This window comes from Lentibacillus daqui, assembly GCF_027186265.1.
Taxonomy (GTDB): domain Bacteria; phylum Bacillota; class Bacilli; order Bacillales; family Amphibacillaceae; genus Lentibacillus_C; species Lentibacillus_C daqui.
The window spans coordinates 1,242,519-1,266,672 of sequence record NZ_CP114176.1 but is presented as its reverse complement, the minus strand read 5'-3'; the positions used below and the strand labels follow the sequence as shown (position 1 = coordinate 1,266,672).

The following is a 24,154-nucleotide window of genomic DNA, read 5'->3' as shown; positions in this document are numbered from 1 at the left end:
ATTCCATTTGGGTCTATTTATTCCGAAATAATTTCAAGTTTTTGTTCAATCGCTGTCCTCCCTTTATTCCTTGAGATTTGTTTTGGATAGCCAATCTGCATAACCGCAGCAATCTTCACTTGATCACTATCCAACCCAATGTCCTCGGCAAATCCGGGATCATGCATATATGGCGTAATGGTCCATAACATGCCCACTCCAAACGACCATGCCGCCAATTGCATGTTCTGAATAAAAGCACAAACAGAAGCGTATTCCTCTTCATAACGAATTGGCTCCGGGTTAATGGTAAAGTATATCAATGCATGATGAGGAATTTCCAATAAAAATTGTTTCATGGATGCAATCATCTTTACTGTTTTTGGGTCATTATCTTGCTTAAGCATACCTATCCGCTGGTAACTCGCAATAATGGCATCCACCAATTTCTCTTTTCCCTTGGCCTGGTACAGTTTTATGTTCCACGGCTCTTTCATATAGTGTGTCGGAGCCCATGACCCATATGTAAAAATTTCTTTTAAAATCGATATATTTACTTCGTCAGGATAAAAACTATGTGTACTTCTTCTCCCCTTGATTGCCTCGAATATATCGATGGTAACCACCCCGCTAATCTATAATTCTTTTTCTAGATTAGCACATTTGGATACCCATTAAAAACGCTCTCCGGTCATAACCGACATAAAATCATTATAAAATCTTGAATAATCGAGTGTAAAAGCAATTCGATGTATCTTTCCCTTTTTGTTTTTCGGATTTAAATATGGTCGAATATCCGCGAGACTTTGACCTTTGGCAACTCCATGTGGATCCTGAACAATTTCAACCGGAAGATAACTAAAGCCAAACATCTCTTCATGAACAGTTGCCATTAAGGTTAAAGCATCATGAACAGGACTCCCTTGGATAAGTGGATTACGTTTTTTATAAAAGTTGTAATAATAATCCATTAGTGGCTTTATGATCTTCGCTTTTCCTTTATGGGCAATGTAATCAACCATTTGCGGAGTGATGACGGCCTTTTGGGTAACATTTAAAGGAATGATGGTAACACGTTGGGCATGATTCAGCACCGTTTTTGCAGCAATAGGATCAGCGTAAAAATTCGCCTCTGATACAGCGGTCACATTCCCCGGTACCCAAAATGCCCCACCCATAATATAGATTGATTGAACTTTTTGCATTAAATGACGGTATAAAACAAACATAGTCGCCAACGATGTTAACCGGCTAATGTTGACGATAATCAATTCATTTTGATACTTTTTGATGATATCGATGATTTCAAAAAAATTTTCAATCGTCCCATCAGGAAGGTGAGGTGGGATAATCGGTCCCAATCCATATTCCCCGTGGATTTCCGGAAAATATGTTGGCTCGGTACCTGTTAAGGGGAGTTCTGCACCCCCAATAATTTTGACTTCATCTTCGGATATTCCCAATAAACGGGACAAGTAACGAACACTCCTTACCGCTCTTTTTCGTGGTATATTGCCATAATCGGCCACGACCCCCACGATATCAATTTCATCTTTAAAATAACCATACATAAGTGCAACCGTATCATCAATTCCAATATCCCCAAACAGTAGCACTTTTACCGCCATGCAATTCCTCCTGTTTTTGTAAAAAGTATGTTTCCTTATACCTTATTAACCACCTGCATTGTCCTAGACCAAAAGAAAAACACCACTATCCCGCTGTTCGGGTAAGTGGTGTAAAATGAATGGAACCTATTTACTTTTTCAGGTTATAAAATGCTGTCTCTCCGGCATATTCACCCATACCGGCTAGCTCATCTTCAATACGCAAGAGCTGATTATATTTGGCTACACGATCCGTGCGGGAAGGTGCTCCTGTTTTAATTTGACCTGCGTTGGTAGCAACTGCGATGTCAGCGATGGTGGCATCTTCTGTTTCTCCTGAACGGTGAGAAATAATTGCCGTATAACCAGCACGTTTAGCCATTTCGATCGCTTCGAATGTCTCCGTTAAAGTGCCAATTTGATTTACTTTAACAAGGATGGAGTTTCCTACACCCTGTTCAATACCCTTTGCCAAGCGTACGGTATTGGTAACAAACAGGTCGTCCCCAACTAATTGAACACGGCTGCCCAAACGGTCTGTTAATTTTTTGTGGCCTTTCCAGTCATCTTCATCCAATCCATCCTCAATGGAAACAATTGGATATTTCTCAACCAATGATTCGTACCAATCGACCATTTCTTCTGAAGTACGAACCACACCTTCACCTTTGAGGTTATACTTGCCATCTTCATATATTTCGGATGAGGCAACATCCATCGCAAGTTTCACTTCTTCACCAGGTTTATAACCGGCTGCCTCAATGGCCTCAACAATAGTCTGCAAAGCCTCTTCATTGGAACCAAGGTTTGGCGCAAATCCACCCTCATCACCAACAGCAGTATTATAGCCTTTTTTCTTCAGCACATTCTTCAGGGAATGGAAAACCTCCGCCCCCATTCTCAGTGCTTCTTTGAATGATGGGGCACCAGCAGGCATGACCATGAACTCCTGGATATCAACATTGTTGTCTGCATGTTCACCACCATTTAAAATGTTCATCATTGGTGTTGGCAGTGTTTTTGCATTAAAGCCGCCTAAGTAATTATATAATGGCATTTCCAAATAACTTGCCGCTGCATGGGCTACTGCCATTGAGACACCCAAAATTGCATTAGCACCCAATTTTCCTTTGTTTTCTGTACCATCCAGCTCAATCATTAACCGGTCAATAATATTTTGCCGGGTAACATCCAGACCAAGTAATTCCGGAGCAATCGTTTCATTGACATTCTTGACTGCTTGTGTGACCCCTTTGCCAAGATAACGATCTTTATCTCCATCACGTAATTCTACAGCTTCGTACTCACCTGTAGAGGCACCGCTTGGAACGATTGCGGAACCAAATGCTCCTGACTCCGTAAAAACTTCCACTTCAACAGTTGGGTTACCGCGGGAATCTAATACTTCTCGTGCATAAATATCTGTAATATATGGCATTAAAAACACTCCTTTATATTTATTATCTATTGTTTTGTAATCAATGATTCACCAGTCATTTCTTCTGGTTTCTCAACATCTAACAGGTCAAGCAATGTCGGAGCAACATCTGCTAAAATGCCACCGTCTCGCAGCTCAACACCTTCTTTGGTCACAATTACCGGAACCGGATTTGTTGTATGCGACGTCATCGGTTTACCATCTGGTGTGACCACTTCATCCGAGTTGCCATGATCCGCAAAAATAATCGCATGACCACCAAGTTCCGTGATTTTATCTACTACTTTACCAAGACATTCGTCAACCGCTTCAATTGCTTTTATCGTTGGCTCCAATTTACCTGAATGACCAACCATATCAGGATTGGCAAAGTTCAAGATAATCGCATTCTCCTCGCCTTTATCAAGCTCCTCAAGCAATGCGTCGGTCACCTCATACGCACTCATCTCCGGTTTCAAGTCATACGTCGCAACCTTTGGTGAATTAATCAAAATCCGTTTCTCACCCGGAAATTCCTGCTCACGGCCACCACTCATAAAGAAGGTAACATGCGGATATTTTTCCGTTTCGGCAATCCGCAGTTGTTTCATATTGCTCTGAGATAATACTTCGCCAATCGTATTATCAAGATTTACCGGCTGATAAGCGACATAGCCATCAACAGACTCACTGAAATTGGTCAGCATCACAAAGTCAAGATCTTGTGGCACCTTATCACCACGATCAAAGTCATGAAAGTCTTCATTGGCAAAGGTTCTTGAAATCTGAATGGCTCGGTCTGGACGGAAATTATAAAAAATGATTGAATCCCCATCTTGGACGGTTGCTTTCGGTTTTCCATTTTCATCTGTTAAAACGGATGGAATAACAAACTCATCATAAATTCCATTTTCATACGAGTCATTAACCAATGTATACGGATCCTGGTATTTTGGTCCTTCCCCATAAACCATGGCATCATAAGCTTTTTTCACCCGATCCCAGCGTTTATCCCGATCCATGGAATAATACCGGCCGGAAATCGTGGCAAATTCACCGACACCATATTCCTCCATTTTTTCTTCCGTTTCCTTGATGTATTTTTTCGCTGTTTTTGGACCAACATCTCGCCCATCCAAAAATGCATGAACATAAACCTTGTCAAGACCCTGTTTTTGGGCTAATTTTAGTAAAGCAAACAAATGGTTAATATGGCTATGAACCCCACCATCTGACAACAAGCCAAAGATATGCAATGCTTTGTCATGTTGTTTGGCATGCTGCACCGATTTAACAAAAGCACTGTTTTCGAAAAAATCTCCTTCTTCAATTGACAAATTAACGCGGGTCAGACTTTGATAAACAATCCTTCCTGCACCAATGTTCAAATGGCCAACTTCGGAATTTCCCATTTGTCCTTCAGGAAGTCCAACCGCTTTTCCACTTGCCTGTAACTGATTATGAGGGTATTTTTCCCAATACCGGTCAAAGTTTGGCTTATTGGCCTGCTTTACTGCATTTCCTTGTTTCTCTTGACGAATTCCAAATCCATCAAGAATAATAATTGCTGCTAGCTTATTACTACTCATTTCGTACCCGCCTCCACAAGTTGCAGGAATGAATTGGCTTCGAGACTTGCACCGCCGACCAAGGCACCATCAATATCTGATTTAGCCAGTAATTCATCGATATTTGCTGGTTTGACGCTTCCGCCATATTGGATGACTACATTTTCCGCTACGTCTGTTGATGTCAATTCTCCAATCACTTTACGAATATGGCTGCAAACTTCATTAGCCTGGTCACTAGTGGCTGTTTTTCCTGTACCAATTGCCCAAATCGGTTCATAGGCAATCATTGTTTGCTCAACCTGGTCATTGGTCAGACCGGCCAATGCCTTTTGCACTTGATTTTTGACATGATCCATAGTCTCATTGTTTTCCCGTTGCTCCAAAGTTTCGCCAACGCAGACTATCGGAATCAGATCATGTTGAAAGGCAGCATGGGTTTTCTTGTTCACAGTCTCATCGGTCTCGGCAAAATATTCCCGACGTTCCGAATGTCCCAAAACAACATGCGTTACGCCCAAATCATTTAACATGACAGGACTAACTTCTCCCGTAAATGCACCATCTTCTTCATAGTGCATGTTTTGTGCTCCAACTTTTACATTGGATCTTTTTGCTTTTTCCACAAGGGAAGGCAAGAATGGAAATGGTGCACATACAATTGCTTCTGTATTATCATTATTTGTTATTTTGCCCGTAATCTCCTCCATGAACTGATCCGCTTCTGATAAAACTTTATTCATCTTCCAATTACCGGCAATTACAGTTTTTCGCATCCTATCACCCCATCAATTTTATTTATCATCAAGTGCCTGGACACCTGGAAGTTCTTTTCCTTCCATAAATTCAAGTGATGCCCCACCACCGGTCGATACATGATCCATGTCACCAGCAAAGCCAAATTTCTCAACAGCCGCAGCGGAATCGCCACCACCAATAACGGTATAGCCATCGGTTTCAGCCAATGCTTTGGCAACTGCCATTGTTCCGCCAGCAAATGCATTCATTTCAAATACTCCCATTGGTCCGTTCCAGATAATTAGTTTGGAATCAGCAACTATCTCTTGATAAAGTTCCCGTGTTTTTGGACCAATATCGAGCGCTTCCCAATCAGCAGGTATTTGATCAATTGCAACTATTTTGGTATTAGCATCTTCGGAAAAATCATCAGCAACAACCGCATCGACTGGCAGGACAAAGCGTACGCCTTTATCATCAGCTTTGTTCATAAATTGCTTGGCCAAATCAAGTTTATCTTCCTCCAACAATGATTTGCCAATTTCGTATCCTTTCGCTTTAATAAACGTATAAGCAAGACCGCCACCAATAATTAGATTGTCAACCTTATCCAGCAAATGGTCAATGACATCAATTTTGTCCTTCACCTTTGCCCCGCCAATGATCGCTGTAAACGGACGATCGGGATTTTCTAAGGCATTGCCAAGCACACGGATTTCTTTTTCCATTAAAAAACCGGCCGCAGCAGGCAGTTTCTCGCCCACTCCTGTTGTAGATGCATGAGCACGGTGGGCGGCACCAAATGCATCATTCACATATAAATCTGCCATGGACGCAAACGCCTCAATCAGTTGGGGATCATTTTTTTCTTCACCGGGCTCAAAACGGACATTTTCAATCAGTAATATATCCCCATTTTCAAGTTGGGAAATGGCTTGATTCACTTCTTCCCCATAAACAGCATCGGTTTTAGTGACCTCCTTGCCAATTAGATCACTCAATCGCTTAGCAACTGGATCCAAGCGCAGTTCTTCTACCACATTCCCCTTTGGACGGCCAAGGTGACTTGCCAGGATTAAAATCGCACCATTTTCCGTTAAATACTCGATGGTCGGCAATGCAGCCTTAATGCGGGTATCATCAGTCACTTTCCCATCGCTCATTGGCACGTTAAAATCGACACGGCAAAAGACCTTCTTACCTTTCACATCAAGGTCTGTCAATGTTTTCTTATTCATATAAAGAGCCTCCCTGAAAAGTATGTACGGTTTTGTTGTTCCCTTTATCTGTCATTTCTAATCTAATGAAAAAGGGAGAGGAATAGCCATCCTCCCCCATTATACCCTAATTCTACCTTATAGTCCTTGTTCACCTATGAATGCGGCCATATCCACACAACGGGTTGAATAACCCATTTCATTATCATACCAGGAAACAACTTTCACCATGTTATCTTCCAAAATCATTGTTGATAAACTGTCAAAAATAGAGGAATGACTGTTGCCAACAATATCGGAAGAAACAAGCGGTTCATCGGTATATTCCAAGACATTTTTCAAATCACCATTTGCAGCTTCTTTGAATGCTTCATTGACGTCTTCAGCAGTTACATTTTGCTCAAGATCAGCAACTAAATCAATGATTGAACCATCTGGTGTTGGTACACGAATGGCCATACCGTTTAATTTACCGTTAAGTTCTGGCAATACTTTACCAACTACTTTTGCCGCACCGGTTGTTGTTGGAATAATATTTTGTGCAGCTGCACGGGCACGACGGTAATCTTTGTGTGGCAGGTCAAGAATTTGCTGATCGTTGGTATAGGAATGAACAGTAGTCATTAAACCGCGTTTTAAACCAAATTTTTCATGCAATACTTTAGCAAGTGGTGCAATGCCATTAGTTGTACATGATGCGTTTGATAATACATGGTGTTTTGCCGGATCATAATCTTGTTCATTGACACCCATTACCATTGTTAAATCTTCTTCTTTAGCTGGTGCTGAAATGATTACTTTTTTGGCACCAGCATCCAAGTGTTTTTGGGCATCGTTGCGATGGGTGAAACGACCGGTTGATTCGATAACTACCTGTACACCGAGGTCTCCCCAGCCCAAGTCCGCTGGATCACGTTCGGACAATACTTTGATTTCTTTGCCGCCAACAACTAAATTAGAACCATTTACAGTAACTTCTTCTTCCAATTTCCCATGTACGGAATCGTATTTCAATAAGTGTGCAAGCATGTCAGCATCGGTTAAATCATTCACTGCAACAACCTCTACTGCATCATTTTTTAATGCTTGGCGAAATACATTACGTCCAATACGTCCAAATCCATTAATACCTATTTTTACTGTCATTTGATAGTCCTCCCATGAACTTAATATTTTAAAGAGATTATTCCCTTAAAATCCTTTTTGCCGCGGCTTCATCGGTGATAAACAAATTACTTTTACCCCATTTAAAATAAGATGTAATAGCTTGTGCCTTTGAGGCGCCACCAGCAACTGTAATGACATAGTTTGCTTTTGTCAGATCTTCCATCTGCATGCCGATTGTACGTACCTTGTGAACGACGTCACCTTGATTATTGAAATAATAACCAAATGCCTCACCAACTGCTTTATGATCGATTAGCTGCCGGATAACCTGATCAGTTGTTTTCCGCCGTTTGGCCATCGTTAGCGCATCACCAATCCCATGCAAGACAATGTCAGCATTACGGATCAGTTGTAAAACTTCCTGTATGGATGGTTCCTGAATCATTGATTGATATGATGATTCGCTTAATGGGTCGGGAACATACAACAAACGATATGCCCCCTTTGCCTTTTGTGCCATTTCAGCAACAATTGTGTTCGCTTGATTCTCCATTTTTTCACCAATGCCGCCCCTTGCTGGCACAAACAGGCATGGCACAGCATCGCCGATAGGATACATCGCATGTGCCACAGCAGCCATCGTTGTCCCACCGGTTACAGCAAGCGTCGGATTGTCCGCCACAATCGTTTTGAGAAACGATACACACGCCTTGCCCATTTCTAGTTTTACCCAATCCTCATCATCGCTATTACCAGGAACAACAATCGCTCTTTCTACATGTAATATATCCTGCAGTTGTTCTTCCAAAACTGTTATTCCCATGACTTCTTTCATAAAAGCAGCCATTTGCTTTACTACTACTTTCCCCTCATCCGTAATAAGCATTCCTTTTGAGGTTACATCCAACAACCCTTGGGTCTGCAGTAGATCTACCTCACCACGAACCGAGCGTTCAGTCATACCCGCCTGTTCCGCAAGACCTCGCCTGCCAATCGGCTGAAACATGCTGACACTTTTCAATACGGTATAGCGTTGTTGCATGATTTGCAGCAAATCTGGGAATAATTTTTTTTGTAAATCAATTAAAGCTCGCATCGACAAGCCCCTTTTGTTGGATCAATAATGTCCCGATAGGTCATAATATGTCCCGATTGGAGCAAAAAAATTACACAAAGAATCTTTGTATAATTTTATTTTATCATAGTGCAGGATAATTTCAACTTATAAATATCAATTTGCCATTTTTATTGCGTCTTCAAGGGTAGCCAAATTTATTTGTTCACAATCAAGTTCAACTGCACCTATTTTGACATATGGGATAAGTAATTGATATTTTTCCAGCCAGTTGTCATTGCTATAGATATCCCGTGTATCAATATCAAATGAATAATCTTGTTGCAAAAGTTTCAAAAGAGCCAATGCATTCTCGCATAATGGGCAATTTTCCTTCGTGTAAAAAATAACGTTAATCATCCGGAACCTCCATTATTCTGTTATGGTGTAGCATGTCCATAACCCTTATCTGTAATTGTGCCATAATCCCGGGAAATTTTATAATGATATGCTTAAGTCCTTTTGTGGTATGTATTACTTCACGCGAAATTCTGATGTTAGAAGTCTATTAGCAATGAAAAAGCGGCAAGGGAGTAAGCAAATGTTTACTTCCTTGCCGCTTTATTTAAGCGCGCCCGGGAGGATTCGAACCCCCGGCAGACTTGGTACCGGAAACCAACGCTCTATCCAACTGAGCTACGGGCGCATTTCGGATTAATTAACGCACAATGAACATTATAACTTCTTTAGTTTACAAATACAAGCCTTTTTTTACAAATTTATTCTTTCTCTTCCCTTGCAAACCACTGAAAATCATCTCTTCACAGAAAAAGTTTCATTTGACATTGACATAACAAATTTTTTCCACTAAATTTGGAAAAAGAGAGAAAATCCCCCAAAGCAGGTCACCACCCATGTATCATATTCATCCTGAAAATCAAATTATCAAAGGTCGGAATTCCCACGATACAAACCAATACATCAAAAGCAATTAAAAAACCATTAAAAGAGAATGTACAAAGGATCTGGTAAAAATGGTGCTCCACGTAATGAATTTGGAAGTTCAATAAATAAAGTTTATATTCTGTATAATAGGGAATGATGGAAGAAGCGGAATTTCGTGATACAAGAAACACCCTGGATTGCAGACGGTTTTAGGGCTGGTTTTAAAAGGTTGCGGTTCATGTCGATCGTTTTTGTTTGACCTTTTTTGACCTATTAGGTATGATGAAACTATCCAATCTAAAAGTGCGAGTTCAAAAAGGAGGATAAAAAGGACCGAGAAGTTCTAGGAGGCGTAGCTTTGAGCACCGGAGTGTACATAAAAGGTACATGAGGAGCGGAAAAGCAAGCCAATACGAGCTTCAAAGGAAGGCCGACTAAAAACGGGCTTGCGCTCAGGCGTCGGCATACCCCTTTTGCAGGGGCAAGTCATTTTTACCGGACTTTTTGAACATCCTCTTAAATGGATCAATTGAAAGAAGGAGGAACTAACCATGAATTTAATCCCTACAGTTATTGAACAGACCAATCGCGGAGAACGGGCATATGATATTTACTCACGACTACTTAAAGACCGAATCATTATGCTTGGCAGTGCCATCGATGACAATGTGGCAAACTCTATTGTTGCTCAATTACTCTTCCTGGAAGCCGAGGACCCGGAAAAAGATATTTCCATCTACATTAACTCGCCAGGTGGTTCCATCACAGCTGGTATGGCTATTTATGATACGATGCAATTTATTAAACCCGATGTATCAACGATCTGTACCGGAATGGCCGCGTCCATGGGAGCATTCTTATTAACCGCCGGCGAAAGAGGTAAACGTTATGCTCTGCCAAATAGTGAAATTATGATTCACCAGCCATTAGGAGGTACCCAAGGTCAGGCAACAGATATTGAAATTCATGCTAAACGGATCATTGAAATCAAAAAACGCATGAATCGTATTATGTCTGAACGTACTGGTCAACCATTGGAGGTAATCGAACACGATACGGAACGTGATAATTTCATGTCCGCGCAAAAATCAGCAGAATATGGTTTGATCGATAAAGTGCTGGAACGAAACAATGAAAAAGATAGATAAGAAAATAAAAATAAATGAGGCGGGTCTTGCGGGATCTGCCTCATTTGTTTTATAGAATGTATTGCTGTAACACAAGTCATGTCCAGCTCTGGTAACTAGTCTCCATTTTCTATGTTTCTGTAACAAACGAAGCCAAATGATTAATGGCAACCTCCTCATCAGCACCCTCGGCAATTAATGTAATGGTCTCACCAGTTCCTATCGCCAGACTCATCAATCCCATAATACTTTTGGCATTAATTCGTTTCCCATCCTTTTCCAAAAATAAATGAGAACCATATCGATTTGCCTCCTGTACAAAATGTGCTGCCGGTCTTGCCTGTAATCCTGTCTCAAGCTCCACTGTCACAGACCTCTCAACCACTACCATCATCCTTCCTTTTTGTAAACGCTGTCATACATTTAATCGAAGCAACCTCCATAAACAGGAGGTGCTTTCTAATAGTTTATAGTATACCATGAAATACATGGTAATTGCATCGTATTTACTCTTTTAATGCGCCCAACTTTTCGCCGTTGCGTAATTTATCGGCGAACTCATCAATTTTCTTTAGACGGTGATTTACACCAGATTTGGAGATCTTGCCGCCCTTAACCAATTCCCCTAATTCCTTTAATGAGACATCTTCATATTGAATGCGTAATATCGCAATTTCACGAAGTTTTTCCGGCAATGCATCCAATCCGACTGTTTGTTCAATAAATTTAATATTTTCAATTTGTCTGAAAGCTGCACCAATTGTTTTATTCAGGTTTGCTGTCTCGCAATTCACTAGACGATTAACGGAGTTTCGCATATCACGAACAATCCGGACATCTTCAAATTTAAATAAAGCATTATGTGCCCCAATTAAATTTAAAAACTCGGTAATCTTTTCGGCTTCCTTAATATACGTTATATAGCCGTTCTTCCGTTCCAGTTTACGTGCTTTTAGGTCAAAGCTGTTTAACAGGTCACATAGGGCATCATTATGTTCCTGATAAAAATTGAATATTTCCAAATGGTAAGAGGAAGTCTCCGGATTATTAATGGATCCTCCAGCTAAAAAAGCGCCACGTAAATAGGCCCGCTGACAGCAGGTTTGATTTAAAAACTGGTTGGAAATTGTCCGCACAAATGTATATGGTTCCTCAAGAATATCAAGATCAACCAACAGTTTGCGTACATCCTTTTTTAAACGAACGATATATACATTATTTTTCTTTAATTTCATTTTTTTACGGACAAGCAATTCCACTGGCAGCGGATAGGAAGATTTAATTAATGTATAAATGCGGCGGGCAATAGCGGCGTTTTCTGTTTGCACATCAAGCAAATATGCCTGTCTGGAAAGGGAGATAGCACCATTCATACGGATTAATGCTGCCAATTCCGCAGTCTTGCAGCATTCATCCACCTCTATGGAAGTCAGCTCTTTCTTTATTTCTGAAGCAAAAGACATCCCTTCACACCCCCCTTATCGTTTCATCGAATTTGAAACAAACAGAAATAATTAGCAGGCCATTCTGTTCATTGATCAATAATAGAATAAAGCAGTTTGGCAATTTTCTGCGTATCATGGCGCAATGTCATTTTTGAATGGTCGATAATATCGCCTTCAATGATTTGTAAATTCATGGCAAGCAGCTGATCTATGTCGTAAACTACCGGGTCCGCGTTTTCTTCGGCATAAACACTTCGTACGGACTTGCTGATTGGTTCATTATGAACAATAATTGAATCTATACAGCCTTCACCGACATGATCATAAATGGCTTTCACATGATCACTGGCTGTATATCCAGTTGTCTCCCCTGCCTGGGTCATGACATTACATACATAAACCACACGACCTTTCGCTTCCCTGATGGCCATATCAATTTGTGGAATGATCAAGTTTGGCATAATACTCGTGTATAAACTCCCTGGGGAGATGACAATCAGATCTGCCTGTTCAATGGCCTTTACCGCATTTGGTAATGGTTTAATTGGCTGGGGCTTTAAAAATACCCGTTCAATTCGTTTATGGGCCATTGGAATGGCTGATTCACCCGAAACAATCGAACCATCGGTCATTTTCGCATGAAGTGACATATTTTCATTGGATATTGGATAAATTTTTCCTTTTACATTAAGCACACGTGAGATTTCCTTAATTCCAGTATAGAAATCTCCTGTTATTGATGTCATAGCAGCCAGCAAAAGATTGCCCATCGAATGGCCGGACAGCCCATTTCCATTGGCAAATCGATGCTGGAATAGGTCAAGCAACATTGGTTCTGCATCTGATAAAGCAGCGATGACATTACGAATATCCCCCGGGGCAGGCATAGCCATTTCCGACCGTAATCTGCCGGTGCTGCCACCATCATCGGCAACAGTTACCAGGGCTGTTAGCTGAATTGGTAAATCCTTTAAGCCACGCAGAAGAACCGGCATTCCTGTTCCACCACCAATTACAACTACGTTTGCTCGGGCTTTGCTGTTCATATACGATTTCCCTTCCGTTTATCAATATCCCGGTGCGTAATATGCGTAATATACCCGGTTGATAATTGCTTTGCAAAGTATTCTGCCAACGTAACCGAGCGATGTTGCCCACCCGTACATCCAATCGCCACGACCAATTGGGATTTCCCTTCTTTTTTATACTGTGGCAGCATAAATTGCAGTAAATCAAGAACTTTTTCGCTAAATTTCTGTGTATCCGTCCATTTAAATACATATGATGCAACATCCTGATTCAGTCCTGTTAAAGGCTGTAAATGTGGAACATAATGCGGATTTGGTAAAAATCGGACATCGAACATTAAATCCGCATCAATCGGTACCCCATATTTAAAACCAAATGAGACCAAATGAACAGAAAAAATCTCTTGTTTATCTTCTGCATAAGCCTTTAAAATCTTTTCACGCAGTTCACGCGGTTTCAGATTTGTTGTATCAATTATCCGTTGCGCCCGCCCCCTTAGTTCATCCAGTATTTTCCGCTCCTGCTTAATCCCCTTAAGCGGCAGACCGCCAACTGCTAATGGATGGGAACGCCGCGTTTCTTTATATCTTGTCACAAGGGTCTCGTCCTTAGCATCCAAAAAGATAATGTGTTCCTCAAGCCAATCCGCTTCACCCAACACATCAAGCGCCTCAAACAGCGAATCAAAAAATTCACGCCCACGCAGATCCATTACTAGAGCAACCCGTCTAATATTATTTGTTGCATCTCGCATAAGCTCTAAAAATTTTGGCAACAGTGCTGGAGGGAGATTATCTACGCAATAATAACCAAGATCCTCAAAACTTTGTACGGCAACGGTTTTTCCTGCGCCAGACATCCCGGTAATAATAACTAATTTCGTTTCCTGTTCCATTTCGCTCATTATACATCCTCCTCGCCCTATATGGCGGAATCAGCCGGATCTAGCCGCATATCAAGCAACTCGTACGCTTTTGTATATTGAAATGTGCCGTATAATAATTCATTTGACGTGAAAGCATGTTGAAAAATCTTATGGTCACCTTCAGCCATTGGCAATTGATGCACACGACCAAGTGGAACCCATTCAAGCTCCCCTTCCCGACAATACGTTGTCATCTCACCCGTGTAATGATGACAAACAAAGGTGAACATCATCCACTCCTGAATAACATCTTCTCCATCAAAAATGTTAAATGTAAAAACCCCTGTCAGACGTGGATGACTTAACGTTAATGACGTTTCCTCCCAATATTCCCTTTGAACAGATTCCTTAATGGATTCCCCTTGTTCCATCTTTCCACCTGGGATCGCATACCACCCGTGTCTTGGTTTTTTTATGACTAATACGTGATCATCATGTATTAATATACAGTTTGTAACCCGCTGCATATGTACACCTCTTTCTAGCGAGGAATTCATTTTAATTCATCATTACTATTATACAGTAAAAACCGAGGGAGCAACAAATATATGATTAGAATAGAGGCTGCACAAAAAAATACACAGGCAACAAGTGCCTGTGTCAAAAACTAATTTATCTATTAAAAGGGGGTCAATTAGTTATGTTTTATTATACCCCCTCAATGTTTCGCGCGTGTTACAGTGACGTTAAAATGCAATTACTTCATTTTTTACGATGATTTAGCTGTGTTTAATTCTTCCTTTAAATCATCAATATAACTTTGTGCCGCTTCTGCAGCAATACTGCCATCGCCTGTCGCTGTCACAATTTGGCGAAGTTCCTTTTCCCGAATATCTCCGGCAGCGAAAATACCTGGTATACTTGTCTCCATGTTTTCATTAGTTGGAATGTAACCATCCTCATTCGTAATGCCAAGTGACTTAAACGGTTCACTTAATGGGACCATCCCAATATAGATAAATACTCCATCGGCCGGGAATTCACTTTTCTCCCGGTTTTCTTTGTTATGCAGTGATACACTACTTACTTTACCATCTGGACCATTGATCGTGTCCACAACAGTATTCCAGATAAAATCAATTTTATCGTTATTAAATGCACGCTGTTGAATAATCTTTTGTGCCCGCAATTCATCACGGCGGTGAATGATCGTAACTTTGTTGGCAAACCGGGTTAAATACATCCCCTCTTCTACCGCGGAATCACCACCACCGATGACGACCAGATCTTTTCCTTTAAAGAAAGCTCCATCACAAACGGCACAATATGATACGCCGCGACCACCAAGTTCTTCTTCACCTGGTACGCCCAATTTTTTATATTGTGCCCCGGTTGTAATGATTAAGGCACGAGTTTTGTATTCATGCTTGCCCGCTTTGATCAGTTTATATTCACCATGATCTTCTACATCCTTAATATCACCATATGCATATGCTGCACCAAATTTCTTTGCGTGTTCAAACATTTTATTCGACAAATCCGGACCTAATATATTGTCAAAACCCGGGTAGTTTTCCACATCTTCCGTGTTGGCCATTTGCCCCCCGGGAATTCCTCGTTCAATCATTAGTGTGTCCAGATCTGCCCGTGATGCATATACCGCAGCTGTCATGCCAGCGGGACCGGCACCAGCAATAATAACATCATAAATACGTTCTTCGGACATGTAATTTCAGCCCCTTTTGTCTATTTTGATTAAGCCAACCTAATGGTATAAGAATTAGGTATTTTCGTCTATTATTCTGCTCAATCACAACATCCATTGTACATCTTCATATGCCAGCTTTGGGTGTTTTTTGCAACCTTCCTTCCACAGTTCCAGCGCTTTTGCTGCATTACCGGACTTAAACAACGCTGTACTATACCACCGATAATACGAAGGGTGATTTTTTACAATCCCTTTTTTCAGCAAGCGAAAACGGGCCGTTGCATCGGAATACAACCCAACACTTGCTAATGTCACCGCGATCCGCAATTTCTGCTGTTCTTGAACAGGATAGATATTTAATAGTGCCTGCACATATTTTTCACCTTCTGAACGCTGATTATAAGCATAATAAAAAATTGCCAAATTACATCGGCTAATCAACGAATTTGGTTCTTTATCCAATAGATCATGTTCGAGTTGTATCGCCCGTTTCGGTGAACCACTATAAAATAATGCCTGTGCATAATCATGATGCACCGCAGTATATTCCGGAAACAATGTGACCATTTCTTCGAGTAACGGCAATGCCTTTTCCCACTCCTGATTCTCCATATGATAAAACACTGTCTCTTGATAAATCAGGAGCTCATCCTCTTCCTCAAGCGCCCATTCCCCATCGTCTTCATCAATATCAAGTATTTCAAGCAAACTTTTGGCATCTTCGCTAAAATCGCCATCTGGTTCACTATCAAGATATGTGCGCGCATATTTTTTTGCATCCTGTAACAATCCTAAATGGGCATAATTGTTAGCCAGTAAATAATAACAGTCTGTATATGCTTCACGGGTAAATTGTAATACATCAGTCAGCACCTGATTCGCCTTATCATATGCACCTATTTCCGTATAGACAATGGACATTTGGCATTGGTATAACGGTTCTTCAGGCTCCTGTTCAACCGCTTTTTGCAACCATTTTAACGAAAGATCAAATTTTCTCCGTCGAAAAGCTTCGACACCTTTCATAAAATAAAAGTCACCCTCAGGGATAAACGGTAGAATATTATCCTGCTCGCTTTTTGTTATATTCTTTAGTTGTTGCACAATTTTCCCCTCATTCTTTAGTAATCATCCGCAACAAAGTATAACACAGATTATCATGAAGATGGGGGGTTGGGGATTATTTTTGCGTAACGAAACAAAAACTCCTATCTTTTACGACAGGAGCTCTTTATCTTGAAAGAAAGAAACTATAAAAATTACCGGGCGCTTGCACCTTTGTCCTTATCCTACAGGTGTAACTGCCTCACGAAGCAGCTGGTCCAATTCATTACGGTAAGCTGTTTCCTGTTCATATGACCATCCCAAAACCTGTGCCATATAAGCAATTACATTGTCTTTGTGCGTTCTTACCCAGTTAATATCAAAGAATAAACCACCTGTGCGGCGGATAAAGAAATCAACCGGTTTATAGGTCAGTTCATATTCCATGGCGTAAATAAGTTGAGCAAAAACAACCGGATCAATTTCAACTTGTTTGGCTTCTGCTTGTTTTTCCTGATAAATTTCGAAAATGGTGTCAATATTTGCCCCATACTTCTTCACAAGCATCAATGCTGTTTCTTCATCAAGACCAAGCGCTTGTGCCTCTTCTATTTTCCGCTGTTTAAATTGCTGATATCCCTTTGATCCGCCAACTTCCCCACCGGAAATAGGCAGATTACGGGTCTCCGAATCCGAATATAAAATGTTTTCTTCTTCTTTTAATTGCTTGACAACCTTATCAACCGCTTGTTCCGCCATTTTTCGATAACCGGTTAATTTTCCGCCAGCCATCGAAATTAAACCAGAATCAGAAACAAATATTTCATCTTTCCGCGAAATTTCATCCGGGTTTTTCCCGTCTTCGGCAATTAATGGCCGTAATCCTGCCCAGCTTGATTCAACATCTGATGCCTTCATATCCATTGTTGGGAACATATAATTGATCGCATCAAGTAAATAATCACGATCTGCTTCAGTCATAGTTGGATGAGCGATATCTCCTTCATAGCTCGTATCGGTAGTACCGACATAGGTTTTATCTTCCCGGGGAATAGCAAAAACCATCCGTTTGTCAGGAGTATCAAAGTAAATGGCCTGTTGTAACGGAAATCGTTTTTTAGGAAATACCAGGTGAATACCTTTGGTTAAATGCAGTGATTTCCCTTTTTTAGAACCGTCCAATTCCCGAAGATCATCTACCCATGGCCCACAAGCATTGACAATCTTTTTGGCATAGATCTCATGCATTTCTCCGGTCAATTGATCACGTACATAGGCACCTATTACCTTCCCGGATTTATCATATATAAATTCTGTAGCCTGTGCATAATTGACAGCATGTGCACCTTTTTGCACAGCCTTTTTGATAACCTCAATGGTTAATCGGGCATCATCCGTCTTATATTCCACATAATACCCGGCACCTCTTAAATTTTCACGTTTGATTAAAGGCTCTTTTTTTAGTGCTTCTTGCGGGCTTAACATTTTTCTGCGTTCCGTTTTTTTAACACCGGCAAGAAAGTCGTAAACGCGCAGCCCAATGTTGGTAGTAAACGGTCCGAATGTTCCACCTTTATGAAATGGAAGCATCATCCATTCCGGCGTGGTAACATGTGGGCCATTTTCATAGACGATTGCCCGCTCTTTACCCACTTCCGCAACCATTTTCACTTCAAATTGTGCCAGATAACGTAAGCCGCCATGGACAAGTTTTGTTGAGCGACTCGATGTACCTGCAGCAAAATCCTGCATTTCGACCACTCCGGTAGATAATCCTCGGGTGACAGCATCCAATGCAATACCCGATCCTGTTATTCCACCACCGATTACCAGGACATCCAGCTGTTTATCTGTTAAGTTTTTAAAAATATGATCACGGTTAAAACTTGAAAAATTTGTCATGCCAATCACTCCCCATAAAATAAAACTTCATTGTGCAGGCCCGAACGAATCAGGAATACGGGCTGTTTCTCCCCTACTTTCGCATTTCGTTCTCTTAAATTGGAGGCGGGGGTATTACAGCCAATAAATGCTCATCATAAATCCACCAATCTATAGATATCAATTCCCGTTTCTATGGAAATTCATGTATCAAATGTGGAATTATATTTTAACAGGACGAAAATACGGAGGAAAAATGCGGATACGTGAAAGTCGAATACGGAGAAGTTCATATATAGCAAATAAAAAAACCACAAATCACATCAATGAATATTATCTACCCATTGATGGTTTGCGGTTTCTCCGTTTTCTCCGTCCAAATTATTAACTTAAATGTATCGTAACATATATTAGGTGTTTTGGAAAGAGGATTGCTCACATAATTGATATTGTTTTTTAGGTTTCATCTTCCATCTGTCGTTGTTCCATTTCTTCTTTTGTATAAATCAGCTGCATGGGGTTACCGCCAACAAACGCGCCGGCAGGAACATTTTTATTTACAAGTGTTCCCGCCGATACAATTGCATGATCCCCAATTGTAACACCTGGCAATATGGTCGTATTCGCGCCGATCATTACCTCGTCACCAATAGTTACCTTACCAATCCGATATTCCTTAATCAGATACTCATGTGCCAATATCGTTGTATTATAACCAATGACAGAATTTGAACCTACTGTTATCTTTTCCGGGAACATAATATCTGGCATAACCATTAATGCAAAAGCGGTTTGTCGCCCAACAGACATATGTAAAAATGTACGATACAGCCAATTTTTCATTGCCAAAAATGGTGTATAGCGGGCTGTTTGAATGACGATAAAATTTTTGACAACCTTCCAAAAAGGCACCGTCCGATAAATTTGCCATAGGGAATTAGCGTGTTTAACCGGATAACGCTTGGTATTCCGCATGGGTCACACCCCAATGATCGTTAACAGATCCCTGATATCATCAAGTATATAAGTTGGATTATATTCCAGCATTTTTTCCCTTCCCTTTAATGACCATGCGACCGCCGCCGTTTGCACACCAGCATGCTGACCAGCCTCGATATCATGCGAATTATCTCCAACCATTAGCGTCGATTCTCTTTGTGCACCCAGCCGCTTCATGGCCATAATAACAGGTTCTGGATGTGGTTTCGCATGGGTTACATCATCAAGTGTAATCGTTACATCAAAGAATGGTTCCAGAGCCGTTAATTTTACTCCTTTTTCTACGGATTGAAATCTTTTCGTTGTTACAATCCCCAGTTTTAGCCCGTGCTCTTTAAGTTGTTTTATTGTCTCCACCACATGAGGGAAGGCCGTTACATAATCGTCATGGTGCAGTAAATTATGTTCACGATACGTATCAATCATGGCAGCCACCTGTTCCGCTGGTACTAAGCTCGCAAAGGATTCATTCAATGGCGGTCCGATAAATTCAATCGTTTGCTCCCGGGTTATCGCCATTCCATAATGCTTGAATGTATGTTGAAAAGAAGCAATAATTAATTCATTTGTATCAATTAATGTTCCATCCAAATCAAAAAGTATTGTATCCATATTCATTCACTTGTTCCCTCGCTTTTGCTGTAATCTGGTCAATTATTTCTTTCTTGAAGGCAATTTCGTTCCATCGTAATGATATTTGGCCATCCCGGATTTCCGTCGGTAAAAGATTAAGACAATACCGACCACAATAATTACGACAGAGATAACTTGCGCAGCTCGTATACCCTCGGAAACCAGACTATCCGTCCGCATTCCTTCCACAAAAAATCTGCCGACCGAGTATGTCATGGCATAGGCAAGGAATACTTCGCCACGCGCCGGGTTTCTTCTGCGTAGCCATAGTAAAAATAAAAACACAAGTATATCCCAGACAGATTCATAAAGAAAGGTGGGGTGATACATGACGCCGTCGATACACATCTGATTCATAATAAAATCTGGCAAATATTGATGAAAATGATGATACGCAGCCTCCGATATTGGTCCGCCATGTGCCTCTTGATTCATAAAGTTGCCCCAGCGCCCGATTGCCTGTCCCAGGATAAGGCTTGGGGCCGCAATGTCCGCCAACTGCCAGAAGGATACCTTTTTTACTCGGGAAAATATTATTGCTGTCAGTACGGCACCAATCAATGCCCCATGAATGGCGATTCCACCATTCCAAATGGCGAACACACCCCACCAGGGTCCATCTTTATACTGATCCCATTCAAAAACGACATAATAGATACGGGCACAAATAATGGCAATTGGAATAGCAAAGACAACCAAATCGACCATAATATCTTTTTTTAACCCAAGACGGTTTGCTTCTCTGGTGGCCAACCATAATCCAATAAATGCTCCAGCAGCAATAATAACGCCATACCAATAAATTGGAAATGATCCAACGTGTATAAACACACGATCAAGTGTCGGTGCATCACAAGTCAAAAAAACCCCTCCTATTCCGTTGCATCTTTTTCTTGATCAATCATGGTTGTTAGGCGCTCGGAAAATTCTTCTGCAGCATTAAATCCCATTTTTTTCAAACGGTAATTCATGGCAGCTACTTCAATAATCACAGCAAGGTTCCTTCCCGGTCTAACTGGGATCGTTGCTTTTGGAAGCTCCACATCCATAATTTTCATTTTCTCTTCATCAAGACCAAGTCGATCATATTGCTTTTCCTCATCCCACGATTCCAGGTTGATGATAAGTGAGATTTTTTTATAATTGCGTACTGCCCCTGCACCAAACAAGGTCATTACATTTATGATGCCCAATCCGCGAATTTCCAGTAAGTGTTCAATTAATGGCGGGGAATTACCAATTAACCTATCATAATCTTCCTGGCGTATTTCTACACTGTCATCAGCGACCAGTCGATGTCCACGTTTAACTAATTCCAATGCGGTTTCACTCTTTCCTACCCCGCTTTGACCCGTGATCAACACGCCGACTCCATAGATGTCAACTAGTACACCATGAATAGCTGTAAATGGGGCATATTTGGCCTCCAGATAATTTGTCAGCCTGCTAATAACCCTGCTCGTTTTCCTGGGTGATTGGAGAATGGGCACACCAAACTCATCGGCTGCATCAAGCATTGGCTGCGGAACATCCATCCCTCTGCTAATTACGATGCCGGGGGTTATGTCCGTACATAACTTGGCCGCCCGATCTTTTTGTTGACTAGTGGTAAGATCTAAATAATAGGCCATTTCCGTCTTGCCTATTAATTGTAAACGTTCTTTGGGATAATACTTAAAATAACCAGTCATTTCAATTCCTGGACGGGAGATATCACTTGTTGGTATTTCCCTATGTATGCCGTCTTTCCCCGCTACAAGCGTTAAATTAAAATTCTCTAATAGATCCTTTGTCCGTACGATTTCCATGTTTTTGTCCTCCAGTTCGGGTACAAAGTAAAACCTGGCTGTTCAAAAATCTTGCAGAATAGCCGTTATCAATATCAGACTCTTTTTTTAAGCATCAGCGTAACTTTCCCATATGCACGCTGTTTAATCGAATTACTGCTTTTTATTGTAGCATATTTTCATTAATGAGTAACAAAAAATCACAGGTATGAACCTGTGATGATTTGCACCTATATTAACGTATCGTATCTTTTACCAACTGATTCAACAAAAGGTTTAGGATGGAAATAATAATAGAGGCAATAACAGCTGTGCCAAATCCTTCAATAACAAACGAGGCATCCATCAGCCCTTGCGTAATCATTAATGTAATCGCATTAATCACAAACAAAAACAATCCCAGCGATAAGACTGTAATTGGCAAGGTGAAAATAATCAAAATTGGTTTTACGATCACATTTAAAATGGATAAAATAACACTTGCCAGAAGTGCTGTACCGAATCCCTCCAAATGAAAAGAATCAAACAGCTGCGCTACTACGATGAGGGCTACCGCATTCAAGAAGACGGACAATATCCACCGCAAAAACATTAATACACCTCACCATCATTTGGCATAATGAAAACAGCTAGCAAATAGATCAGGGTTAAAGTAAAGAAACTCGTTATGAGCAAAATAACAAATGCCAGTCTGACAATAGTCGAATCAATATTAAAGTATTCGGCTATTCCGCCCAAAACACCAGCAACTTTACGGTCTCTAATCGATCTTGTTAAACGTTTGGGCATGGTATTCTCTCCCTTATCTTCGTATTCCATTCTTTTTCTATTATATTCATCATACGACATTCATAAAGCTAAATGTTACTCTTTTTATAAAATATCCCCGCCTTTTTGTTGGCAGGGATTATATAAATGGATGATGTCAAACTAATAGTCCCAAATAAAAAATCGCTCTTTTCCCATTGATCTTTTAGCGATTTCCGATATATCTGTTGCTGTACTCTGATTGTCATGAAATTGTGCCAGTACACCATTCGCCTGTGATTTGTGCGACATAATTGCAGCCATTTTTTCATTGATTACATCTGTCACATCATTGTTGATGTCTGGCTTGCCAAGTTCATCGTAATAGTTATTGGATATTGCCTGAGCCCAAACAACCGGTCGTTTGGCTTCATCCATTTGCCGGACTGCTTCCACAGCTGCTGCACCCATTGCATTATGATCTGGATGTACAGCATAACCGGGATAATGGGTAATGACTAGGCTTGGCTCGATTTCCTCCAGAATTCCTTTCACATGTCCCGCTATCTGTTGGCGATCCTCAAATTCAACCGTTTTATCCCGGTAGCCTAGCATTCGCAAATCCATATCCAGTTCCTTACATGCAGCAATCAATTCTTCTTTGCGTATATCTGGTAATGTTTCCCGATTGGCAAATGTCGGATTCCCCATATTGCGACCCATTTCACCTAGCGTCCCACATAAATAGGTAACGGGTACACCCTGTTTTCGAAACTTGGTGATGGTTCCCGCTGCACCAAATGATTCATCATCTGGGTGCGGGTAAATTACTACGACATGTTTTTCCATGTTTTTCACCCTTTCTTTGAACACGCTCTTACTGACGAAATGGTGTTTCGCTTAATTCCAGCGCAACCATGAGCCGACCTTCTCGATCATGACCCGCCAAAAGTAATTGATGGTCATGAATGGTCCAGTCGGTTAACCCTTCTGCATAAATCCAGCCAATCTCCATCTTCAACCCTGCTCGATATGATTGACCATTACCAACAAGCTTGGCTTGCGAAAATTTAACTTTTGCGTTACGAATATATGCACCAACGGTATAAGCCTTCTCATTTACATGACTTGCATAGGCACCGTTCGTTGTTTCCAAATGAATATAAACCTCTTTATCTTTTAAACGGTCCAAGTGTTGTTGTACTGCATCCATTTCTATCGGCTTCATCCGGCTACTCCTCCTTACAACCTCTTCTT

26 protein-coding genes and 1 tRNA gene are annotated in these 24,154 nt (G+C 40.9%); 1 reads left to right on the top strand and 26 read right to left on the bottom strand.

What is annotated here, in order from left to right; translation table 11 throughout:
• Positions 1-17 precede the first annotated feature (17 nt).
• From O2S85_RS06395 to O2S85_RS06350, 10 genes are all read right to left on the bottom strand, one after another.
• Positions 18-605, bottom strand: a complete 588-nt coding sequence (locus tag O2S85_RS06395) for a nitroreductase family protein (protein WP_269411853.1) — start codon at positions 603-605, stop codon at positions 18-20.
• 48 nt (positions 606-653) lie between these two features.
• Positions 654-1,607 (bottom strand): nucleoside hydrolase, encoded by a 954-nt coding sequence (locus O2S85_RS06390; RefSeq protein WP_269411852.1) that lies wholly within the window; start codon positions 1,605-1,607, stop codon positions 654-656.
• A 130-nt stretch (positions 1,608-1,737) separates the two neighbouring features.
• Positions 1,738-3,024: a phosphopyruvate hydratase gene (eno, locus tag O2S85_RS06385; RefSeq protein ID WP_269411851.1), complete on the bottom strand. Its 1,287-nt coding sequence runs from the start codon at positions 3,022-3,024 to the stop codon at positions 1,738-1,740.
• Positions 3,025-3,050: 26 nt separating this feature from the next.
• On the bottom strand, positions 3,051-4,592 hold the full coding sequence (gene gpmI, locus O2S85_RS06380) for a 2,3-bisphosphoglycerate-independent phosphoglycerate mutase (RefSeq protein WP_269411850.1): 1,542 nt from the start codon (positions 4,590-4,592) through the stop codon (positions 3,051-3,053).
• Entirely contained in the window at positions 4,589-5,347 is a 759-nt protein-coding gene (tpiA, locus tag O2S85_RS06375) for a triose-phosphate isomerase (protein WP_269411849.1), read from the bottom strand. The genes gpmI and tpiA overlap by 4 nt, the downstream gene beginning before the upstream one ends.
• 18 nt (positions 5,348-5,365) lie before the next feature.
• Positions 5,366-6,547 carry a phosphoglycerate kinase gene (locus O2S85_RS06370; RefSeq protein ID WP_269411848.1) on the bottom strand — a complete coding sequence of 394 codons (1,182 nt, stop codon included), beginning with the start codon at positions 6,545-6,547 and terminating at the stop codon, positions 5,366-5,368.
• A gap of 117 nt (positions 6,548-6,664) precedes the next feature.
• Complete coding sequence (gene gap, locus O2S85_RS06365; protein ID WP_269411847.1) at positions 6,665-7,672, bottom strand: type I glyceraldehyde-3-phosphate dehydrogenase; 1,008 nt, start codon at positions 7,670-7,672, stop codon at positions 6,665-6,667.
• 37 nt (positions 7,673-7,709) lie between these two features.
• Complete coding sequence (locus tag O2S85_RS06360; RefSeq protein ID WP_269411846.1) at positions 7,710-8,729, bottom strand: sugar-binding transcriptional regulator; 1,020 nt, start codon at positions 8,727-8,729, stop codon at positions 7,710-7,712.
• A 135-nt stretch (positions 8,730-8,864) separates the two neighbouring features.
• Complete coding sequence (locus O2S85_RS06355; RefSeq protein WP_269411845.1) at positions 8,865-9,107, bottom strand: glutaredoxin family protein; 243 nt, start codon at positions 9,105-9,107, stop codon at positions 8,865-8,867.
• A gap of 210 nt (positions 9,108-9,317) precedes the next feature.
• Positions 9,318-9,393 (bottom strand) — tRNA-Arg (locus O2S85_RS06350).
• 790 nt (positions 9,394-10,183) lie between these two features.
• Here O2S85_RS06350 and clpP point away from each other — a divergent pair.
• Complete coding sequence (clpP, locus tag O2S85_RS06345) at positions 10,184-10,780, top strand: ATP-dependent Clp endopeptidase proteolytic subunit ClpP (RefSeq protein WP_269411844.1); 597 nt, start codon at positions 10,184-10,186, stop codon at positions 10,778-10,780.
• A 109-nt stretch (positions 10,781-10,889) separates the two neighbouring features.
• Here the strand turns inward: clpP and O2S85_RS06340 are convergent, their stop codons facing one another.
• The 16 genes from O2S85_RS06340 to O2S85_RS06265 all read right to left on the bottom strand — a co-directional run bounded on the left by O2S85_RS06340 (position 10,890) and on the right by O2S85_RS06265 (position 24,125).
• Positions 10,890-11,144 carry an HPr family phosphocarrier protein gene (locus tag O2S85_RS06340; protein WP_269411843.1) on the bottom strand — a complete coding sequence of 85 codons (255 nt, stop codon included), beginning with the start codon at positions 11,142-11,144 and terminating at the stop codon, positions 10,890-10,892.
• A gap of 121 nt (positions 11,145-11,265) precedes the next feature.
• The gene (gene whiA / locus O2S85_RS06335) at positions 11,266-12,222 is read right to left on the bottom strand and encodes a DNA-binding protein WhiA (protein WP_269411842.1); all 957 of its coding nucleotides are present in this window, start codon (positions 12,220-12,222) and stop codon (positions 11,266-11,268) included.
• A 68-nt stretch (positions 12,223-12,290) separates the two neighbouring features.
• The gene (gene mgfK / locus O2S85_RS06330) at positions 12,291-13,250 is read right to left on the bottom strand and encodes a gluconeogenesis morphogenetic factor MgfK (RefSeq protein ID WP_269411841.1); all 960 of its coding nucleotides are present in this window, start codon (positions 13,248-13,250) and stop codon (positions 12,291-12,293) included.
• Positions 13,247-14,137, bottom strand: coding sequence for an RNase adapter RapZ (rapZ, locus tag O2S85_RS06325; RefSeq protein ID WP_269411840.1), 891 nt, complete (start codon positions 14,135-14,137; stop codon positions 13,247-13,249). The genes mgfK and rapZ overlap by 4 nt, the downstream gene beginning before the upstream one ends.
• Before the next feature lie 17 nt (positions 14,138-14,154).
• Positions 14,155-14,625: an 8-oxo-dGTP diphosphatase gene (locus O2S85_RS06320; RefSeq protein WP_269411839.1), complete on the bottom strand. Its 471-nt coding sequence runs from the start codon at positions 14,623-14,625 to the stop codon at positions 14,155-14,157.
• A gap of 242 nt (positions 14,626-14,867) precedes the next feature.
• Positions 14,868-15,824, bottom strand: coding sequence for a thioredoxin-disulfide reductase (trxB, locus tag O2S85_RS06315; protein WP_269411838.1), 957 nt, complete (start codon positions 15,822-15,824; stop codon positions 14,868-14,870).
• 84 nt (positions 15,825-15,908) lie between these two features.
• Positions 15,909-16,910, bottom strand: a complete 1,002-nt coding sequence (locus tag O2S85_RS06310) for a tetratricopeptide repeat protein (RefSeq protein ID WP_269411837.1) — start codon at positions 16,908-16,910, stop codon at positions 15,909-15,911.
• A gap of 180 nt (positions 16,911-17,090) precedes the next feature.
• Positions 17,091-18,752, bottom strand: coding sequence for a glycerol-3-phosphate dehydrogenase/oxidase (locus O2S85_RS06305; protein ID WP_269411836.1), 1,662 nt, complete (start codon positions 18,750-18,752; stop codon positions 17,091-17,093).
• 435 nt (positions 18,753-19,187) lie between these two features.
• On the bottom strand, positions 19,188-19,706 hold the full coding sequence (locus tag O2S85_RS06300) for an acyltransferase (protein WP_269411835.1): 519 nt from the start codon (positions 19,704-19,706) through the stop codon (positions 19,188-19,190).
• 3 nt (positions 19,707-19,709) lie between these two features.
• Positions 19,710-20,348: a pyrophosphatase PpaX gene (ppaX, locus tag O2S85_RS06295; protein WP_269411834.1), complete on the bottom strand. Its 639-nt coding sequence runs from the start codon at positions 20,346-20,348 to the stop codon at positions 19,710-19,712.
• Positions 20,349-20,384: 36 nt separating this feature from the next.
• Positions 20,385-21,224: a prolipoprotein diacylglyceryl transferase gene (gene lgt / locus O2S85_RS06290; RefSeq protein ID WP_269411833.1), complete on the bottom strand. Its 840-nt coding sequence runs from the start codon at positions 21,222-21,224 to the stop codon at positions 20,385-20,387.
• An 11-nt stretch (positions 21,225-21,235) separates the two neighbouring features.
• Positions 21,236-22,171, bottom strand: coding sequence for an HPr(Ser) kinase/phosphatase (hprK, locus tag O2S85_RS06285; protein WP_269411832.1), 936 nt, complete (start codon positions 22,169-22,171; stop codon positions 21,236-21,238).
• 214 nt (positions 22,172-22,385) lie between these two features.
• The gene (locus tag O2S85_RS06280) at positions 22,386-22,742 is read right to left on the bottom strand and encodes a phage holin family protein (protein WP_269411831.1); all 357 of its coding nucleotides are present in this window, start codon (positions 22,740-22,742) and stop codon (positions 22,386-22,388) included.
• Positions 22,742-22,939, bottom strand: a complete 198-nt coding sequence (locus O2S85_RS06275) for a PspC domain-containing protein (protein WP_269411830.1) — start codon at positions 22,937-22,939, stop codon at positions 22,742-22,744. Before O2S85_RS06275 ends, O2S85_RS06280 begins: the two co-directional genes overlap by 1 nt.
• A gap of 141 nt (positions 22,940-23,080) precedes the next feature.
• Positions 23,081-23,746 (bottom strand): bacillithiol biosynthesis deacetylase BshB2, encoded by a 666-nt coding sequence (gene bshB2, locus O2S85_RS06270; protein ID WP_269411829.1) that lies wholly within the window; start codon positions 23,744-23,746, stop codon positions 23,081-23,083.
• Between the two features lie 28 nt (positions 23,747-23,774).
• Positions 23,775-24,125: a YojF family protein gene (locus O2S85_RS06265; RefSeq protein WP_269411828.1), complete on the bottom strand. Its 351-nt coding sequence runs from the start codon at positions 24,123-24,125 to the stop codon at positions 23,775-23,777.
• Between the last annotated feature and the right edge of the window lie 29 nt (positions 24,126-24,154).

What these genes read in the sequence shown, in the direction of transcription:
- O2S85_RS06390 (WP_269411852.1), bottom strand. Translation starts at nt 1,607, where the DNA reads ATGGCGGTAAAAGTGCTACTGTTTGGGGATATTGGAATTGATGATACG.
- eno (WP_269411851.1), bottom strand. Translation starts at nt 3,024, where the DNA reads ATGCCATATATTACAGATATTTATGCACGAGAAGTATTAGATTCCCGC.
- gpmI (WP_269411850.1), bottom strand. Translation starts at nt 4,592, where the DNA reads ATGAGTAGTAATAAGCTAGCAGCAATTATTATTCTTGATGGATTTGGA.
- tpiA (WP_269411849.1), bottom strand. Translation starts at nt 5,347, where the DNA reads ATGCGAAAAACTGTAATTGCCGGTAATTGGAAGATGAATAAAGTTTTA.
- O2S85_RS06370 (WP_269411848.1), bottom strand. Translation starts at nt 6,547, where the DNA reads ATGAATAAGAAAACATTGACAGACCTTGATGTGAAAGGTAAGAAGGTC.
- gap (WP_269411847.1), bottom strand. Translation starts at nt 7,672, where the DNA reads ATGACAGTAAAAATAGGTATTAATGGATTTGGACGTATTGGACGTAAT.
- O2S85_RS06360 (WP_269411846.1), bottom strand. Translation starts at nt 8,729, where the DNA reads ATGCGAGCTTTAATTGATTTACAAAAAAAATTATTCCCAGATTTGCTG.
- O2S85_RS06355 (WP_269411845.1), bottom strand. Translation starts at nt 9,107, where the DNA reads ATGATTAACGTTATTTTTTACACGAAGGAAAATTGCCCATTATGCGAG.
- clpP (WP_269411844.1), top strand. Translation starts at nt 10,184, where the DNA reads ATGAATTTAATCCCTACAGTTATTGAACAGACCAATCGCGGAGAACGG.
- whiA (WP_269411842.1), bottom strand. Translation starts at nt 12,222, where the DNA reads ATGTCTTTTGCTTCAGAAATAAAGAAAGAGCTGACTTCCATAGAGGTG.
- mgfK (WP_269411841.1), bottom strand. Translation starts at nt 13,250, where the DNA reads ATGAACAGCAAAGCCCGAGCAAACGTAGTTGTAATTGGTGGTGGAACA.
- rapZ (WP_269411840.1), bottom strand. Translation starts at nt 14,137, where the DNA reads ATGAGCGAAATGGAACAGGAAACGAAATTAGTTATTATTACCGGGATG.
- O2S85_RS06320 (WP_269411839.1), bottom strand. Translation starts at nt 14,625, where the DNA reads ATGCAGCGGGTTACAAACTGTATATTAATACATGATGATCACGTATTA.
- trxB (WP_269411838.1), bottom strand. Translation starts at nt 15,824, where the DNA reads ATGTCCGAAGAACGTATTTATGATGTTATTATTGCTGGTGCCGGTCCC.
- O2S85_RS06305 (WP_269411836.1), bottom strand. Translation starts at nt 18,752, where the DNA reads ATGACAAATTTTTCAAGTTTTAACCGTGATCATATTTTTAAAAACTTA.
- O2S85_RS06300 (WP_269411835.1), bottom strand. Translation starts at nt 19,706, where the DNA reads ATGCGGAATACCAAGCGTTATCCGGTTAAACACGCTAATTCCCTATGG.
- ppaX (WP_269411834.1), bottom strand. Translation starts at nt 20,348, where the DNA reads ATGAATATGGATACAATACTTTTTGATTTGGATGGAACATTAATTGAT.
- hprK (WP_269411832.1), bottom strand. Translation starts at nt 22,171, where the DNA reads ATGGAAATCGTACGGACAAAGGATCTATTAGAGAATTTTAATTTAACG.
- O2S85_RS06280 (WP_269411831.1), bottom strand. Translation starts at nt 22,742, where the DNA reads ATGTTTTTGCGGTGGATATTGTCCGTCTTCTTGAATGCGGTAGCCCTC.
- O2S85_RS06275 (WP_269411830.1), bottom strand. Translation starts at nt 22,939, where the DNA reads ATGCCCAAACGTTTAACAAGATCGATTAGAGACCGTAAAGTTGCTGGT.
- bshB2 (WP_269411829.1), bottom strand. Translation starts at nt 23,746, where the DNA reads ATGGAAAAACATGTCGTAGTAATTTACCCGCACCCAGATGATGAATCA.
- O2S85_RS06265 (WP_269411828.1), bottom strand. Translation starts at nt 24,125, where the DNA reads ATGAAGCCGATAGAAATGGATGCAGTACAACAACACTTGGACCGTTTA.